General features: G+C 63.2%; 11 protein-coding genes. 10 read left to right on the top strand and 1 reads right to left on the bottom strand.

The genetic code is table 11. The features are described 5' to 3' along the window. The first annotated feature begins 109 nt into the window (after window positions 1-109). The gene (gene feaR / locus ACOZJV_RS03430) at window positions 110-1,048 is read left to right on the top strand and encodes a transcriptional regulator FeaR (RefSeq protein ID WP_421546836.1); all 939 of its coding nucleotides are present in this window, start codon (window positions 110-112) and stop codon (window positions 1,046-1,048) included. A 63-nt stretch (window positions 1,049-1,111) separates the two neighbouring features. On the opposite strand, the gene ACOZJV_RS03425 is transcribed toward feaR, so the two are convergent. Next, window positions 1,112-1,915 (bottom strand): response regulator transcription factor, encoded by an 804-nt coding sequence (locus ACOZJV_RS03425; protein ID WP_421546835.1) that lies wholly within the window; start codon window positions 1,913-1,915, stop codon window positions 1,112-1,114. Between the two features lie 214 nt (window positions 1,916-2,129). Between ACOZJV_RS03425 and ACOZJV_RS03420 the strand changes: the two genes are divergently transcribed. From ACOZJV_RS03420 to ACOZJV_RS03380, 9 genes are all read left to right on the top strand, one after another. Next, window positions 2,130-3,494, top strand: a complete 1,365-nt coding sequence (locus tag ACOZJV_RS03420) for an APC family permease (protein ID WP_078473431.1) — start codon at window positions 2,130-2,132, stop codon at window positions 3,492-3,494. A gap of 9 nt (window positions 3,495-3,503) precedes the next feature. Next, window positions 3,504-4,604: a P1 family peptidase gene (locus ACOZJV_RS03415; RefSeq protein WP_421546834.1), complete on the top strand. Its 1,101-nt coding sequence runs from the start codon at window positions 3,504-3,506 to the stop codon at window positions 4,602-4,604. Window positions 4,605-4,900: 296 nt separating this feature from the next. Next, window positions 4,901-6,349: a serralysin family metalloprotease gene (locus ACOZJV_RS03410; protein WP_078473429.1), complete on the top strand. Its 1,449-nt coding sequence runs from the start codon at window positions 4,901-4,903 to the stop codon at window positions 6,347-6,349. Between the two features lie 93 nt (window positions 6,350-6,442). Next, window positions 6,443-6,829: an AprI/Inh family metalloprotease inhibitor gene (locus ACOZJV_RS03405; RefSeq protein WP_421546833.1), complete on the top strand. Its 387-nt coding sequence runs from the start codon at window positions 6,443-6,445 to the stop codon at window positions 6,827-6,829. A 218-nt stretch (window positions 6,830-7,047) separates the two neighbouring features. Beyond that, window positions 7,048-8,826, top strand: a complete 1,779-nt coding sequence (locus ACOZJV_RS03400; protein WP_421546832.1) for a type I secretion system permease/ATPase — start codon at window positions 7,048-7,050, stop codon at window positions 8,824-8,826. After that, a complete protein-coding gene (locus ACOZJV_RS03395) occupies window positions 8,823-10,157 on the top strand; it encodes an HlyD family type I secretion periplasmic adaptor subunit (protein WP_201130934.1) in 1,335 nt (444 codons plus the stop codon). Before ACOZJV_RS03400 ends, ACOZJV_RS03395 begins: the two co-directional genes overlap by 4 nt. Before the next feature lie 2 nt (window positions 10,158-10,159). Further along, entirely contained in the window at window positions 10,160-11,518 is a 1,359-nt protein-coding gene (locus tag ACOZJV_RS03390) for a TolC family outer membrane protein (RefSeq protein ID WP_078473424.1), read from the top strand. Between the two features lie 43 nt (window positions 11,519-11,561). After that, the gene (locus ACOZJV_RS03385; RefSeq protein ID WP_421546831.1) at window positions 11,562-13,262 is read left to right on the top strand and encodes a polyurethanase; all 1,701 of its coding nucleotides are present in this window, start codon (window positions 11,562-11,564) and stop codon (window positions 13,260-13,262) included. Between the two features lie 79 nt (window positions 13,263-13,341). Continuing rightward, complete coding sequence (locus ACOZJV_RS03380; RefSeq protein WP_421546830.1) at window positions 13,342-15,195, top strand: polyurethanase; 1,854 nt, start codon at window positions 13,342-13,344, stop codon at window positions 15,193-15,195. Window positions 15,196-15,280 lie beyond the last annotated feature (85 nt).

Raw genomic sequence — 15,280 nt, 5'->3', positions numbered from 1 at the left:
CATAACAAACTATCCATGGTGCCAAGGCTCCTTGCCTGGCAAATAGATAACATGTTAATGATATCGCCATAACAACAAAGGCGGTCTCAACCGGCTTCTGGAGGTGCACATGCTTGCTTCGCATAGTTTCGGTTCCTGGGTCGGCGCGCTGCAGGGTGTGTGCGGTCGTTTTGACGCACGCCCGGCGCTGAACTCGGCGTTGTTTATTGGTGAGGTCGGGCTGCTGGATTACGCAGGCCTGGAAGTCGCACAGATCCGCACCAATGCCGGGCTGATCTCGCGCAAGAGCACCAGTGTCGATCAGGACGACGATCGCCACTGCTTCCTGATCATGCAGCGCAGCGGCCATGCCCAGCTGCGCCAGGGCGGCGAGACGATCGAGCTGGCGCCTGGAGACATGGCGCTGCTGGACTCGGCCGGCGCTTGTGAAATCGTGCCCCACGGCCTGATTGAGCACTCTTCGTTCCACCTGTCCCGGGATGAGGTGTATCGCCACCTTCCGGCCCATCAGCGCAAGTTTGGCAAGCTGTCGCAGAACTGCGCCAGCGGCCGGCTGATGCGCATGCTGGTGGAGCAGATCTGCGCCGGCGAGCTGCAAGGCTGCGCCGCCCAGCAGGAGGGCGAGGCGTTGCAGGAAGCCTTGATTGCCTTGCTCGGCCCCACGCTGCGCCATGCCAGCAGCCACAGCCTGGACGGTTACGACAGCCTGCACGGGGGCAGCCTGTGCAGCCAGGCACAGCAATTGATCCGGCAGTCGCTGAACGAGCCCAACCTGAGCCCGGTGTCCCTGGCTAATCAGATGAATATTTCCGTGCGCCAGTTGTACCGTCTGTTTGAGGAGCAGGGTGACAGCGTCTGCCGATTCATCCAGCGTTCGCGGCTCAATCGCAGCGCTGCCGACCTCAGCAACCCGCGGCTGCGCAATGAGTCGATCACCGATATCGCCTTCAAGTGGGGCTTTACCGATTCGGCGCATTTCAGCCGTACCTTCAAAAAGCACTTTGACCAGTCACCACGGGATTACCGGGCCCACTCATTGAACGGCTAGGCGCGGTTCCCGACACCAGGTCGACCTCTGGCCCGTGTCTGCTGTTGCGGAAAACCCCTGGCTTCAGGGGTTTTCCAGGTCATGCCCCAGAGATTGGATAAACAGCGAAAACAGCTCGGGCTGGGAGGAAATATCGAGCTTGGCGTACAGGTGGCGCCGGTGAACCTTGATGGTGTCCGGGGAAATTTTAAGGCGCTCGGCCATGGCCTTTGAGGAAAACCCGCGCAGGATCAGACGCGCAATCTCCAGCTCCCGGTCCGACAACACTCCACAACCGAAATGACTGAGCGCATCGCGGATCTGGCTGGCCATTTCCTCGGCGGGCGCGGGCAGGGCGCGCACTGCGCTTTGCTGCCAGTGCTGCTGCATCAGCGGCAGGACCCAGGCCGCAAACGTGGTCAATTGGCCGACTTCTTCGGCGCTGAACAGCCGTTGCATGCCCAGGGACAACGACAGGGTGCCGCCCTCGGGGATCTGCAGGATCAACTGCAGCTCGTCTTCGAGCACGTTGTCGTGGAAGTAGTTGAGGAAGTATTCGCTCTGGCGAAAGTGATCGGGGGCGACTTCCTCCAGGCGGTACAGGCCGCTGGGATAACCCTCGCGACAGGCCTGGAAAAACGGGTCCAGCAGGTACAAGCCATTGAGGTAGCTGAGCATCGATGCGGGCTTGCTCGTGGGCTCGGCGTCGTATTCCTCCAGGGCCTGGGGCAGGCCATCGCGGGGGTAGAAAATCGCCAGGGCGTTATCGAACGGCGAGGCCTGGTGCAGCAGCAGGATCAGTTGCTTCCAGAAGCGAGGCGTGCCGATCTGCGTCAGGGTACGGCCCAGCGCGGCATGCATGCCGACTTCGCGGAACAGAGTGCTCAAATACGTGGCTCCACTTCAGGGGATGCGGTGATGGACGTTGGTGCAGGGTTTCGGGCATTTGCGCCACGGCGTCAAGGGGGAGTACTCCAATAGGGGAATTGGTCGGGCCACCCGGGCGCTCTAGAGTAGCGTCCATCAAGTGCGGCCCAGAACGCACCCAGCCGATTTATTTTCGTTTCTGCCTCAGACCAAAAATAACCACGAGGATAACGATATGAGCTCTCCCGCTGCGCCCGATGGCGCACTGAAACCGACCCTGAGTGTGTTCGATGTGGTGGCCATTACCGTGTCCGGTGTGACCCCCGCCAGTTCCGTGTTCGTGATTGCGCCCTTTGCCATCCACCAGGCGGGCAGCGGGGTGTTCCTGGCTTTCGTGATGGCCGGGTTACTGGCCCTGATGTTCGCCTTTTGCTACGCCGAACTGGGCCGCGCCCACAACAGCGCCGGCGGTGAATACGTCTATGCCAAGCGGGTGTTCGGCGGCATGGCCGGTTACGCGACCTTTCTCACGGTGCTGGTGATGTTGCTGTTTATCCCGCCGGTGCTGGCAACCGGTGCCGCCACCTACCTGAACAATGCCCTGGGCACCCAGTACGATTCCCAGACCGTCGCCCTGGTCATTGTGGTCTGCAGTTATTTGTTGGGCATCCTCAATATCAAGCTCAACGCCTGGATCACCGGGACCTGTCTGTTGCTGGAGATTGCCGCGTTGCTGGTGATCGTGTGCCTGGGCTTCGGTAACGCCACACAACCATTGAGCATCCTGGTGCATCCGCAAATCGTCGAAAACGGCGTCTTGCATATGGCGCCCTGGGCCCTGGTGATCGGTGCCGTGGGCATTGGCCTGTTTTCCTACAATGGTTACGGTCCGGCAGTGCTGCTGGCCGAAGACATGAAATGCCAGGGCCGTGGCGTGCACAAGGCGGTGCTGTGGTCCCTGGTGCTGGTGGTGATCATTGAACTGGTGCCGCTCACCGCGCTGTTGATCGGTGCGCCGTCTCTCACTGCGATGCTCGCCAGCCCCGACCCGATTGGCTATCTGCTGACCAGCCATGGCAATGAAACCCTGTCGCGGGTGGTCAGTGCCGGAATCTTCCTTTCCGTGTTCAACGCCATTGTCGCCATCGTGATCCAGATTGGCCGGGTGGTGTTCAGCAGTGGTCGCGATGCGCTCTGGACCCCGAGCATCAATCGCCTGTTCACCCGCATTCATCCGCGCTGGGACTCGCCGTGGATGGCCACGCTGTTCCTGGCGGTGCCCTCGGCGATTCTCAGTTTCAGCTCCAACCTGGCGGACCTGACGTCATTCAGCGTGCTGCTGATCATGCTGGTGTACCTGATCGTGGCGCTGTGCGCCTTGCTCAGCCGGGTGCTGCTGCGCGATCGCGAGCATCCGTACCGCATGCCGCTGTGGCCGCTGCCGGCGTTGCTGGCAGTACTGGGCGCCGGCTACTTGCTGGTCAGTCTGTTCCTTGAAGCGTCGCTCAGGGACATCATGGTGATCATCGGCCTGCTGGCACTGTCGGTGATTCTGTATGGCACCAACGGTCGGTTCAGTCCGGCCTTTCAAAAACTGTAAGGAGTGGTTATGCGCGCACGTCAATTGGGGATCAGCCTGGGCCTGGGCACACCTGGCCCGTTCAATGCGATCACCGATGTTCCGGGGGTGCGGGTCGGTCACAGCACGCTCAAGACCGAGGTCGACGGCAAGCAGGTGCGCAGTGGCGTGACCCTGATCCAGCCGCGGGCCGGCCACGCTCGCCAACAACCCTGTTTCGCCGGCTGCCACGTACTCAATGGCAACGGCGACGCCACTGGGCTTGAGTGGATCCGCGAGGCCGGACTGCTGGCGACGCCGCTGGCGATCACCAATACCCACAGCGTCGGCGTGGTCCGCGATGCCCTGATTGCCGCCGAGCGCGACAGCTTGGCGGACCCGGCGGTGTACTGGTGCATGCCGGTGGTGATGGAAACCTACGACGGCCTGCTCAACGATATCTGGGGCCAGCATATAGGCCCGCAACACCTGCGCGAGGCCTTGGCCCTGGCCGAGTCGGGGCCGGTCGCAGAGGGCGCGGTGGGCGGTGGCACCGGGATGATCTGCCATGAGTTCAAGGGCGGTATCGGCACCGCTTCACGGCGGCTGCCGGCGGAGCAGGGTGGCTTTACCGTGGGTGCACTGGTGCAGGCCAACCATGGCAAGCGCCAGGAGTTGCGGGTCGACGGTTATCCGGTGGGGCGCCACTTGATGGGCATCGCTTCACCTTTCGACGAGGGCGGCACCCCGGGCATGGGGTCGATCGTGGTGATCCTGGCCACCGATGCGCCCTTGCTGCCCCATCAGTGCCAACGCCTGGCGCAGCGTGCGTCGATCGGCATCGCGCGCACCGGGGGCGGCACCGAAGATTCCAGCGGCGATATCTTCCTGGCCTTCGCCACCGGCAACCAGGACCTGCCTGCCGCCGACTACGGGCGCAAGGACCTGCCCCTGAGCACGCCGCTGGCCATGCTCAACAACGATCACATTTCACCCTTGTTCAGCGCAGCGGCGGAAGCGGTGGAAGAGGCGATCATCAATGCCTTGCTGGCGGGTGAGCCGATGACCACCCGCAGTGGCACCCTGGTGCCGGCGTTGCACGCGCAAACCCTGCTGGAGGCATTGCAATGCAGCGGCTGGAAAGCAACTTAATGCAACTCTCAAGTTGCCGATGGGTGCTCTATTTAGTGTCGATTATTTAATTATTAAATTGTCGATTGTCGGACAATTAGTTGTCGGGCTGGCTTTTAAGAATAATCTTTTACCGGCCCGATCATTGTTTGCGGGAGTTTGTCTGGACAGCAAAGTTTGACGCCAAAAAAGTACTAGACGTCTTGTTTAAAATTGTGTCAGTTTTCTTGCGCCTGCATTGGGCGAGTGATAGGACGATCTCGCCAGGGATTGTTGCTATCGAAAAAAACTGCTCCATTGATTACAAGGAAGTGTTCATGTCGAAAGTACAAGACAACGCTATTACTGCTGCTGAACAAGCGCTGCTGCCATTGGCTGCTGCAAGTTCGGCGTATAACCAGATCAATAGCTTCAGCCATCAGTATGACCGTGGCGGTAACTTGACGGTCAATGGCAAACCCTCCTACACGGTCGATCAGGCCGCGACCCAGTTGCTGCGCGATGGCGCTGCCTACCAGGACCTCAACGGCAGCGGCAAGATCGAGCTGACCTACACCTTCCTGACGTCGGCGTCCTCGAGCACGCTGTACAAGCACGGGATCTCCGGGTTCAGCCAGTTCAGCGCCCAGCAAAAGGCCCAGGCCGCGCTGGCCATGCAGTCCTGGTCGGATGTGGCGAATGTCACCTTCACTGAAAAAGCCTCCGGCGGCGATGGTCACATGACCTTCGGCAACTACAGCGGCGGCCAGGATGGTGCGGCGGCCTTCGCCTACCTGCCGGGTACCGGCGCCGGCTATGACGGCACCTCCTGGTACCTGACCAACAGCAGTTACACCCAGAACAAGAACCCGGAGCTGAACAACTACGGCCGTCAGACCCTGACTCACGAAATCGGCCACACCCTGGGCCTGGCGCACCCCGGCGACTACAACGCGGGCAACGGCAACCCGTCCTACAGCGACGCGACCTATGGCCAGGACACCCGTGGCTACAGCGTCATGAGCTACTGGAGTGAAAGCAATACCAACCAGAACTTCAGCAAGGGCGGGGTCGAAGCCTATTCGTCCGGCCCGCTGATGGATGATATTGCCGCGATCCAGAAGCTCTACGGCGCCAACACCAGCACCCGTGCGGGCGATACCACCTATGGCTTCAACTCCAACACCGGGCGTGACTTTCTCAGCGCCACTTCGGCGTCGGACAAGCTGGTGTTCTCGGTCTGGGACGGGGGCGGCAACGACACCCTGGACTTCTCCGGTTTCACCCAGAACCAGAAGATCAACCTCAATGAAGCCTCGTTCTCCGACGTTGGCGGCCTGGTGGGCAACGTCTCCATCGCCAAGGGTGTCAGTGTCGAAAACGCCATCGGCGGTTCGGGCAATGACCTGCTGATCGGTAACAACGGGGCCAACGAGCTGCGTGGCGGTGCCGGCAACGACATCCTCTACGGCGCCGGTGGCGCGGACAAACTCTGGGGTGGGGCCGGTTCCGACACCTTCGTGTTTGCCGCCAGTTCCGATTCCAGGCCGGGTGCCGCCGACCAGATCATGGATTTTGTCAGCGGCCTGGACAAAATTGACCTGACGGGCATCACCAAAGGCGCTGGCCTGCACTTCGTCAACGCTTTCACCGGTGCTGCCGGCGACGCCGTGCTCAGCACCTCGGGGGGCATCAGCACCCTGTCGGTGGACTTCTCCGGGCACGGCGTGGCGGACTTCCTGGTCAGCACCGTGGGCCAGGCGGCATTCAGCGATATCGTTGCGTAATTGAGCAGCAAGGAGGGAGGCGCGAAAGCGTCGCCCTCTGTTGTTGCAATGGCCGGGCGCCTGAGCGAGGCTAGCCCGCGAATGGAGCCCCCGATGACCCGCAAAGCCTTGACCTGCAAGCCCCGCGCGTGGCTGTTCACGACGCTGATGATGTTTTTTGGAGATGTAACCATGGCAAGCAGCCTGAGATTGGCCGACCCCTCTGAACTGGCCGGAAAGTGGCAATTGCAACAGCCGGCGCAACCGGCGCAGCAATGTGCCCTTGAACTGTTGCCCAACGGCACCCTAGGGGCGGGCGCCGACTGCCTGACCCAGTGGCTGGGTGCGGCCGCCATCGGCTGGTTTCCCGAGCCCGACGGTATCGCCGTCACCGGCGCCGAAGGATCGAAGATCATCTTCCTGAGTCGACAGAAAGAGGGGCTTTATCAAAGCACCTTGAGTTCCGGACTGGTGATCGTACTGCAGCGCGCAGGGCACTAGCCTTAGTTCAAAAGAGCCCGCGTCAATGGCGCAAGTCATACAAGGCTGTCAGTCATTGACCCTTGACTGCTAAATAAGGACAACACTGACTCGTCTACAAGTAGAGCCTGTTGTTGTGTGCCCGCTTTATATATAAACAGCGCCCGTATTGCGTCGGGCGATGCATGTCTTCCTGCGCCGCAAGGTTCAGGTTATTAGTTCAGGGAAGATCAACCAAGATGGCGAAGACCACTCAAGCCGCACCCTTATTCAAGGCGCTCGGTGATTACAAGGGTATTTTGATCAGCGTCGGGTGTTTCACGGCGTTGATCAATGTACTGATGCTGGTGCCATCGATTTACATGCTCCAGGTTTATGACCGGGTTCTCACCTCGCAGAACCAGACCACCTTGCTGATGCTGACCCTGATGGTGGTCGGCTTCTTTGCGTTTATCGGCCTGCTTGAAGTGCTGCGCAGCTTTATCGTGATTCGCATCGGCAGCCAATTGGAGCGGCGCTTCAACCTGCAGGTCTATCAGGCGGCGTTCGAACGCAACCTGGCGCGTGGTGAAGGCCATGCCGGCCAGTCACTGGGCGATTTGACCCAGATTCGCCAGTTCGTCACCGGTCCGGCGCTGTTCGCCTTCTTCGATGCCCCCTGGTTTCCCATCTACCTGCTGGTGATTTTCCTGTTCAACACCTGGCTGGGTGTACTGGCTTCGGCCGGGGCCGTGCTGCTGATCGGTCTGGCCTGCCTCAATGAAACCATGACCCGGCAACCCCTGGGCCAGGCCAGCGGCTATTCCCAACGCTCCACGCAACTGGCCAGCAGCCATTTGCACAACGCCGAAACCATCCAGGCCATGGGCATGCTCGGGGCACTGCGCAAACGCTGGTTCGAGGTGCACTCGCGGTTTCTCGGGTTGCAGAACCAGGCCAGCGATACCGGCGCGGTCATCAGTTCCCTGAGCAAGACCTTGCGTCTGTGCCTGCAATCGTTGGTGCTGGGGCTGGGGGCCTTGCTGGTGATCAAGGGGGATATGAGTGCGGGGATGATGATTGCCGGCTCGATCCTGATGGGGCGCGTATTGAGCCCCATCGATCAACTGATTGCGGTGTGGAAACAGTGGAGCACCGCCAAGCTGGCCTATCAGCGCCTGGACGCGCTGCTGCAGGAGTTCGGCAGCCGCCAGAGGGCCATGGCGCTGCCGGCGCCCAAGGGCCAGGTCAGCTTCGAGCAGGTCAGCGCCGGGCCACCGGGCCGACGCCTGGCGACCCTGCAACAGGTCAGCTTCAGCCTGGGGGCCGGCGAGGTGCTGGGGGTGCTCGGCGCCTCGGGCTCCGGCAAGTCGACCCTGGCCCGGGTGCTGGTCGGGGTGTGGCCGACGCTGGCGGGCACGGTGCGCCTGGATGGCGCCGATATCCATCGCTGGGACCGGGAGCAACTGGGCCCCTATATCGGCTACTTGCCCCAGGACATCGAGCTGTTCAGCGGCAGCATCGCCGACAACATCGCGCGCTTTCGCGAGGCCGACCCGCAGCAAGTGGTGGCAGCGGCGCAGCAGGCCGGGGTGCACGAGATGATCCTGCGCCTGCCCCAGGGCTACGACACGCTGCTGGGGGATGAGGGCAGCGGCTTGTCCGGTGGCCAGAAGCAACGGGTGGCCCTGGCCAGGGCGCTGTATGGCAAGCCGAGCCTGGTGGTGCTCGACGAGCCCAACTCCAACCTCGACACCGTGGGCGAAAGCGCCCTGGCCGCCGCCATCGCCCAGATGAAGGCCCAGGGCACCAGCGTGGTGCTGGTGACCCATCGTTCCTCGGCCCTGGCCCAGGCTGACAAGTTGCTGGTGCTCAACGAAGGGCGCTTGCAGGCCTTTGGCCCGAGCCAGGAAGTGCTCAAGGCCCTGGCCGGTGCCCAGGAAGCGGCCCGCACGCCCAATCCCGCACCGGCCGCGACCCCGGCCGGCTTGAGCATGAGCCGGCAATACCAGGCGCCGAACCGGAGTAACGGCCCATGAGCCAGGACCAGCAGATGATCAATGACAGCACTTACACGGCACCGCGCCCGGAGCGCGACGCGCGGTTTTTTGCACGCCTGGGCTGGGCCTTGGCGCTGTTCGGCGCCGGCAGCTTTTTTGCCTGGGCGGCCCTGGCACCGCTGGACCAGGGGATCCCGGTGCAGGGCACGGTGGTGGTGTCGGGCAAACGCAAGGCGGTGCAATCGATGAGCGGCGGGGTGGTCAGCCGGATCCTGGTGCGCGAGGGGGAGGCGGTGCGCCAGGGCCAGCCGTTGTTTCGCCTGGATCAGACCCAGATCGGCGCCGATGTGCAGTCGCTCCAGGCTCAGTACCGCATGGCCTGGGCCAGCGTGGCGCGCTGGCAGAGCGAGCGCGACAACCTCAAGCAGGTCGACTTCCCGCCGCAGTTGAGCAGCGATGCCGACCCGCGCCTGGGCCTGGTGCTGGAAGGCCAGCGGCAATTGTTCAGCAGCCGGCGCGAGGCATTCTCCCGCGAGCAGGCGGCCATCGGCGCCAATATCGAAGGCGCCAGTGCGCAACTGGCCGGCATGCGCCGCGCGCGCAACGACCTGAACAACCAGGCCGACTCCCTGCGCCAGCAATTGGGCAACCTGCAACCCCTGGCCGACAACGGCTATATCCCGCGCAATCGCCTGCTGGAGTACCAGCGCCAACTGTCGCAAGTGCAGCAGGAACTGGCACAGAACAGCGGCGAAAGCGGACGCGTGGAGCAGGGTATCCGCGAGTCGCGGCTCAAGTTGCAGCAGCACGCCGAGGAGTACCAGAAGGAGGTGCGCAGCCAGTTGGCCGATGCCCAGCTCAAGAGCCTGACCCTGGAGCAGCAACTGGCCTCGGCCGGGTTTGACCTGCAGCACAGCGAAATTGTCGCCCCGTCCGCTGGCATCGCCGTCAACCTCGGGGTGCACACCGAAGGCGCGGTGGTGCGTGCCGGCGAAACCCTGCTGGAGATCGTGCCCCAGGGCACGCGGCTGGAGGTGGAAGGGCGCTTGCCGGTGAACCTGGTGGACAAGGTCGGCAGCCATTTGCCGGTGGATATCCTGTTCACCGCCTTCAACCAGAGCCGCACGCCCCGGGTGCCGGGGGAGGTCAGCCTGATTTCCGCCGACCAGATGCTCGATGAGAAAACCGGCGTGCCCTATTACGTGCTGCGCAGCAGCGTCAGCGAACAGGCGCTGGAAGCGCTCAATGGCCTGGTGATCAAACCCGGCATGCCGGCCGAGATGTTCGTGCGCACCGGCGAGCGTTCGCTGCTCAATTATCTGTTCAAGCCACTGCTCGACCGGGCAGGTTCCGCGTTGACCGAAGAATAAGGATGTTGCGTCGCATGAGTAAGCTTTCCATCTTCGCTGCCGTCCTGCTGCTGGCCTGTGGCAATGCCCGGGCCATGGGACCGTTTCAGATTTACGAGCAGGCGCTGCGCAACGACCCGGTGTTCCTCGGCGCCATGAAGGAACGCGACGCCGGCCTGGAAAACCGCGCCATCGGCCGCGCCGGCTTGCTGCCCAAGCTGGGCTACAGCTACAACAAGGGCCGCAACACCTCCAAGGTGACCTACCTCGACACCGTGCGCGGCACCCAGCACGAGGACCGCAACTACAGCAGCTATGGCTCGTCCTTCACCCTGCAGCAGCCGCTGATCGACTACGAAGCCTACGCTGCCTACCGCAAGGGCGTGGCCCAGGCGCTGTTTGCCGATGAGAACTTTCGCGGCAAGAGCCAGGAGCTGCTGGTTCGGGTGCTGACCTATTACACCAAGGCCCTGTTCGCCCAGGACCAGATCGACATTGCCCAGGCCAAGAAGCGCGCGTTCGAGCAGCAGTTCCAGCAGAACCAGCACATGTTCCAGCAGGGCGAAGGCACCCGCACCGACATCCTTGAAGCCGAGTCACGCTATGAGCTGGCCACCGCCGAAGAGATCGAGGCCCGGGATGAACAGGATGCCTCGCTACGGGAACTGGGGGCGCTGATCGGGGTGCCGGCGGTGGATATCGGCGACTTGCAGCCGCTGGACCAGGGGTTCCAGGTGTTCGCCCTGACCCCGGCCAATTTCGCCACCTGGCATGAGCTGGCCCTGAGCAACAACCCGAACCTGGCCTCCGGTCGCCAGCGCCTGGAAGTTGCGCGTTACGAGGTGGAACGCAACCGCGCCGGGCATATGCCCAAGCTCAACGCCTATGCCTCGGTGCGCCAGAACGAGTCGGAAAGCGGCAATACCTACAACCAGCGCTATGACACCAACACCATCGGTATCGAGGTCAGCGTGCCGCTGTACGCCGGCGGCGGGGTGTCGGCGGCGACCCGCCAGGCCAGCCGCTCCATGGAGCAGGCCGAGTACGAACTGGACTCACAGACCCGCGAAACCCTGATCGAGCTGCGGCGCCAGTTCAGTGCCTGCCTGTCGGGCGCCAACAAACTGCGGGCCTATCAGAAAGCCCTGAGCTCGGCCGAGGCCTTGGTGGTCTCCACCCGGCAAAGCATCCTCGGCGGCGAACGGGTCAACCTTGATGCGCTGAACGCCGAGCAACAGCTCTACAGCACCCGGCGCGACCTGGCCCAGGCGCGCTACGACTACCTGATGGCCTGGACCAAGCTGCATTACTACGCCGGCACTCTGCGCGAAGCGGACCTGGCGCGGGTCGACGAGGCCTTTGTGCCGCGCAGCTCGCACTGACGGGCTCCGGGCAGACACGATCAGCACACGAGAGGAAACCCCCATGGGCATTTTTGCTTACAAGCAGTTCTCCGAGCAGGAGGCCAAGGCGCAGTACAGCGCCGCCATGACCCTGGCGCTCTATGCCTACGCCCCCGACGGCCAACCCCAGCCCGGCGGTTGGCTGACGATTGGCGCCGAGGCCCTGGGTTACCAGGGCCGGGTCGGTCCCCAGGGCACGTTTTTCGGGGAGCAGGCCGGCTTCACCAGCGCCGAGGCCGAGGTCCTTGGCCAATACGATGCCAATGGCCAACTGACCTCGATCGGCATTGCCTTTCGCGGCACCGGTGGCCTGGGTTTCAGCGACACCCTGGGTGATATCAAGAACAACCTGCTGGCGGCGATCGGTCCGGTGGATTACGCCCAGAACTACACCCAGAACGCCTTCAACCAACTGCTGCAGGACGTGGCGACTTTCGCCCAGGCCCAGGGCCTTGGGGCCAAGGATGTGCTGGTCAGCGGCCACAGCCTGGGCGGGTTGGCGGTCAACAGCCTGGCGGCCCTGAGTGGCGAGCACTGGGGCGGGTTTTATCAGCAGGCCAACTACGTGGCCTTTGCCTCGCCGACCCAGAGCCCGGCCACGCCCCAGGTGCTGAACATCGGTTTTGAAAACGACCCGGTATTCCGGGTGCTCGACGGCACCCGCTTCAGCGTGACCTCCCTGGGCAGCCACGATCAGCCACAGCCCTCGGCCACCAACAATATCGTCAACTTCAACGACCATTACGCCAGCACCCTGGAGAACCTGCTGCCGCAAAGCATTCTCAACCCGCAGTCGTGGCAGGCCCACGGGTCGGCCGGGTATGCCGATGCGCTGAATCGGGTGATCGACTCAAGCTTCTACGGGCTGACGAGCAAGGATTCGACCCTGGTCATTTCCAACCTGTCGTCGTCCAGCCGTTGCAACACCTGGGTCGAAGACCTCAATCGCAATGCCGAGGCGCATACGGGCAGCACCTTTATCATTGGCAGTGACGGCAACGACCTGCTCAAGGGCGGGCGTGGCAATGACTTCCTGGAAGGCCGCGATGGCGATGACCGTTTTCGCGATGACGGCGGCTACAACGTGATACTCGGCGGCAAGGGGCACAACGTGTTCGAACTGCGCCAGCCCCTCGATCACTTCACCCTGGCCAACGATGGCGACGGCACCTTGTATGTGCGCGATGCCTACGGCGGCATCAGCCTGACCCGGGACATCGGTGCCCTGGTCAGCAAGGAGCCGGGCTTTGCCTGGGGCCTGTTCAGCAAAGAGGTGAGTCACGAGGTCACCGCTGCCGGGCTGTTGGCCGGTGACCAGTTGACGCCCTACAACCATTCGCTCAACGGCGATGCCTACGGCAATTCACTGGTGGCCAGCGGCGAGGGGGACTGGTTGTTCGGCCTTGGCGGCGATGACCTGCTGCGCAGCGAGCACAGCCAGGTGACCTTCGTCGGCGGTGCCGGCAACGATGAGCTGTACGCCAGCGGCGGCGGCAACACCTTCCTGTTCAACGGCGCCTTTGGCTTCGACACCCTGCACGGCTACCAGGGCAGCGACAGGCTGGTGTTCCTCGGCGTCGAAGGTGCCGGGCAGGGCTACGACTACAGCCAGCACCTGACGCAGAGCGGCCAGGACACGGTGCTGAGTGTGGGCGACTACTCCGTGACCCTAGTCGGTATCGCCCCGGATAGCCTGGTCGGCGCGGGGCTGGTCTTCGCCTGAGCAGGCAGTGCAAGCGTGCGCCGTCGGCTTGCTGGCGGCGCCGGTTCCAGCCCGGTTTTCCCAAAAGAGAGGCACCATCATGGCGGTCTATGACTACAAAAACCTCGGCAGCGAAGGCAGCAAGGCGCTGTTCGCCGATGCCCTGGCAATCACCCTGTATTCCTACCACAACCTCGATAACGGCTTTGCCGTGGGCTATCAGCACAACGGCTTCGGCCTCGGCCTGCCGGCGACCCTGGTCAGCGCGCTGATCGGCAGCAGCGATTCCCAGGGGGTGATTCCCGGCGTGCCGTGGAACCCCGACTCGGAAAAGGCCGCCCTCGACGCCTTGCACCAGGCCGGCTGGACACCGATCAGCGCCGCCCAACTGGGGTATGGCGGCAAGGTCGATGTGCGCGGCACTTTTTTTGGTGAAAAGGCCGGCTACACCACGGCCCAGGCCGAAGTCCTCGGCCAGTACGACGCCAATGGCCAGTTGACCTCGATCGGCATTGCCTTTCGCGGCACCAGCGGCCCGCGCGAATCGGTGATCAGCGACTCCATCGGCGATGTGCTCAACGACCTGCTGGCGGCCCTGGGGCCCCAGGACTACGCCAAGAACTACAGCGGCGAAGCGTTCGGCGGCCTGCTGGGCGATGTCGCGGCCTTTGCCCGGGCCAATGGCCTGAGCGGCTCGGATATCGTGGTCAGCGGCCATAGCCTGGGCGGGTTGGCGGTCAATAGCCTGGCGGACCTGAGCGAAGGGCGCTGGGACGGGTTTTTCAAGGATGCCCAGTACCTGGCCTACGCTTCGCCGACCCAGAGCGCCGGCGACAAAGTGCTGAACATCGGCTATGAGAACGACCCGGTGTTTCGCGCCCTGGACGGTTCCACCTTCAACCTGTCGTCCCTCGGGGTGCACGATGCGCCTCATGAGTCGGCGACCAACAACATCGTCAGCTTCAACGACTTCTACGCCTCCAGCGCCTGGAACCTGCTGCCGTTCTCGATTCTCAATGTGCCCACCTGGCTGTCCCACCTGCCCAGTGGCTACGACTCCGGCATGACCCGGGTGCTGAACTCGGCGTTCTATGACTTCACCCACCAGGACTCGACCATCATCGTCGCCAACCTGTCTGACCCGGCACGGGCCGGCACCTGGGTCCAGGACCTCAACCGCAATGCCGAGGCGCACCAGGGCAGCACTTTTATCATCGGCAGCGACGGTAACGACCTGATCCAGGGCGGCAAGGGCAATGACTACCTGGAGGGCGGCGCGGGCAACGATACGTTCCGTGATGGCGGCGGCTACAACATCCTGCTCGGTGGCCAGGGGCACAACACCCTGGAGTTGCAGCAGTCGGTGCACAACCTGGAATTTGCCAACGATGGCGCCGGCAGCCTGTACATCCGCGATGCCCAGGGCGGTATCAGCATCACCCGGGATATCGGCACCTTGACCAGCAAGGAGTCAGGCGCGTTGTGGGGGTTGTTCAAGGATGAGGTCAGCCACCAGGTCACGGACAAAGGCCTGCTGGCGGGCTCGGTGCTGACCGCCTACGCCAAGTCCCACAGTGGCGACGCCGGCGCCAACCAGGTGCGGGCCGACGGCGTGGGTGACTGGCTGTTCGGCCTGGGGGGCAACGATCATCTGCTGGGCGAACTCGGCCATCACGTGTTTGTCGGCGGCGCCGGTGATGACCTGCTGCAGGCGGGGGGCGGCCACAACACCTTTGTCTTCAGTGGCGACTTCGGCCATGACCGGCTGCTGGGGTACCAGGCCAGTGACAGCCTGGTGTTCATGGGGGTGGCCGGGGTGGCGCCGAACGACAGCTACCGTGCCCACGCCACGGCGGTGGGCAATGACACGCTGCTGAGCTTTGGCCAGGCTTCGGTGACCCTGGTGGGTGTGGGCCTGGAGCAGTTGAACGGCGCGGGCATCGTCCTCGCCTGAGGCATCGAGACGGGCGGCGCGCTGTCGGGGATGGTTTCCAGGGCTTCGGTGACCAGGCCGTTGAGGGTTTTCGGGCCATCGCTGG

This window comes from Pseudomonas sp. QD4, from assembly GCF_049199125.1.
GTDB lineage: Bacteria > Pseudomonadota > Gammaproteobacteria > Pseudomonadales > Pseudomonadaceae > Aquipseudomonas.
This window is presented reverse-complemented; position numbering and strand designations above follow the sequence as displayed.